General features: G+C 38.3%; 3 protein-coding genes. All 3 read right to left on the reverse strand.

Features of this window, described 5'->3' with window-relative positions; genetic code table 11:
• Positions 1-411: 411 nt before the first annotated feature.
• Positions 412-657 (reverse strand): hypothetical protein, encoded by a 246-nt coding sequence (locus A7456_RS06275; RefSeq protein WP_067008761.1) that lies wholly within the window; start codon positions 655-657, stop codon positions 412-414.
• Between the two features lie 11 nt (positions 658-668).
• On the reverse strand, positions 669-1,346 hold the full coding sequence (locus tag A7456_RS06280) for a VENN motif pre-toxin domain-containing protein (RefSeq protein WP_067008764.1): 678 nt from the start codon (positions 1,344-1,346) through the stop codon (positions 669-671).
• A gap of 101 nt (positions 1,347-1,447) precedes the next feature.
• Positions 1,448-1,819 (reverse strand): CDI toxin immunity protein, encoded by a 372-nt coding sequence (locus A7456_RS12090; protein WP_067008767.1) that lies wholly within the window; start codon positions 1,817-1,819, stop codon positions 1,448-1,450.
• Between the last annotated feature and the right edge of the window lie 110 nt (positions 1,820-1,929).

The raw sequence follows: 1,929 nt of genomic DNA on the forward strand, positions 1-1,929 counted from the left end.
AGCAAGTTGATATCAAAACATCAGTTAGGCAAATTGGCTTGGCTGGTGGTTTTTTATTGGGTGGTCACGTGAAGAGTGGAATGGATGATCATTTGGAGTGGGATATGCAGTGGGGTTGAGATTGGTTGGGTGGGTTTGTCTTAGCACAAACTACATACCTTGCTTTGTTGGCACATGGGTGTGATATGTACTTTATGCTGACACATATGATTAATGTCTGTCATCGGCTATTGCATTAACCAGAATGCGGATATCCATCAGGGGTGATGTGATTTTGAAGTGGGTAGGTGCGTGTAGCACAATCCAAAATCTGTTTTGGTGTGATTAAGCACCAAACTCCCTACCAAAGCCAAGTGAAACTCAGTTAATGGTTTGGTTTGGTTTAGTTTGGCTTTGGCAGGGAGGGGGTATCTACGGGTTATTTATATTTGTGATAATTTCATTCAGTTCTTTTCTACAGTCCATAAGAACGGACAAAAGACTGTCAAAAGAAACTTTCAAATCATGTGTCTCTATCAATCTGTAGTCATGAAAAAACTCAATAAAAATATCTAAATCATCTCCAATACCAATCAAACAGATGATCTGATTGTTGATTGAAATCTCTGCACCAAGATAGTCTTGTTTGCCCTGATTGATATAGTCCACCTTCAACATACTTTCCACCTTCAATTTTTTGGATCTAAAAAGCCACTAAATTCACCATTTGCATTGTATCTTACCCCTTGACCATTGGGCAGGCGAAATTCAAAGCCACCCCGAGAAAGCCTTGTTCTGGTTGTGTTGGGATTAGATAATATATCTCTTAATATTCTTTCCGCTTGTTGATTTTGATTTTGAATACTGTCCGTAGGTTTTGGGAAAGTACCACCGCTTCTTTGAGAGTGGCTGGAGAGTTTTCTTGCAGCCGCACTCAGCCCATTGGAGGCAATGGGTCTATTTGCAGATAAAACCAAAACTTCGATTGCCTTGAATTGAGCTTGGGCTAATTTAGCCCCAACACCCACAGGTAAGAGAAGTATATCAAGAGCCAGCGCATCTCTCTCCCCAATCTTCTTAATACCCTCAAAATATTTTTCTCTATCACCGGCAACTTCAATCCATAATGCATCGAGCTCAGCTTGGTATTGGAGTTCTTGTGGAGTGCCAGCCCAATTCCACTCCACCCCCACTTTCCCTATCTCAGAAGCACTCATAGCATCAGTAGTATTGCCATCAGTCGCTGTATAAGCTGTTGTTACTGTGGCAAGGTTTAGAATGCTGACGATGGTGTCTTTTTGTTCTTGGTTAAGTTCGCTTGGTTCGTTGGTGCCATATAGATAATTAGCCAAGGCAGGTGCAGCCACTTCACTACCCGCTCCTGATAAAGCACCAGTTGTGATGTTGTTACCCGTGGCATATTAAATGCAAGCCTTGAATTTGTTGGGTTTCGCAAGCTCAACCCAACCTACGGACTTTCTAATTCGGAATCAAACACCATAAAAACCCTTAGAGAAAAAGAGGGGAATAATGATTTTATTATCACACTATCATTTACAAAAAAAACATTATTCGACAAACAGAGTATATCATATATATTATCAATAATTGCAAATAGCTTTGATGAAAATACTGGAATCTCCGAATTATCAACAAATACACAAAAACACTCTTTTTCATACAAAATTAGAAAAGATTTTAGATCTGACAACTCATTAAAGTCTATATAGTTTAGTTTGGAATGTAACTTTATTAAATTTCTACATTCTTCAACCCATTGAGTATCTGGTATCAAAAAATTTTTACCCAAAGCAATTTTACACTCATCAAATAAATTCACAATAGCTCTCCAAACTTATTTATTTAAATGTTTAAGCAATCTTTCAAAGTCTTTTTCATTACCATCAAAAGGGACAACCAGTTTAACGGCAATGATACAAAAATTCCTAA

The sequence above is a fragment of the Moraxella nonliquefaciens genome (genome assembly GCF_001679005.1).
Taxonomy (GTDB): domain Bacteria; phylum Pseudomonadota; class Gammaproteobacteria; order Pseudomonadales; family Moraxellaceae; genus Moraxella; species Moraxella nonliquefaciens.

Excerpts from the sequence above, each read along its gene's own strand:
- A7456_RS06275 (WP_067008761.1), bottom strand. The coding sequence starts at position 657 with ATGTTGAAGGTGGACTATATCAATCAGGGCAAACAAGACTATCTTGGT.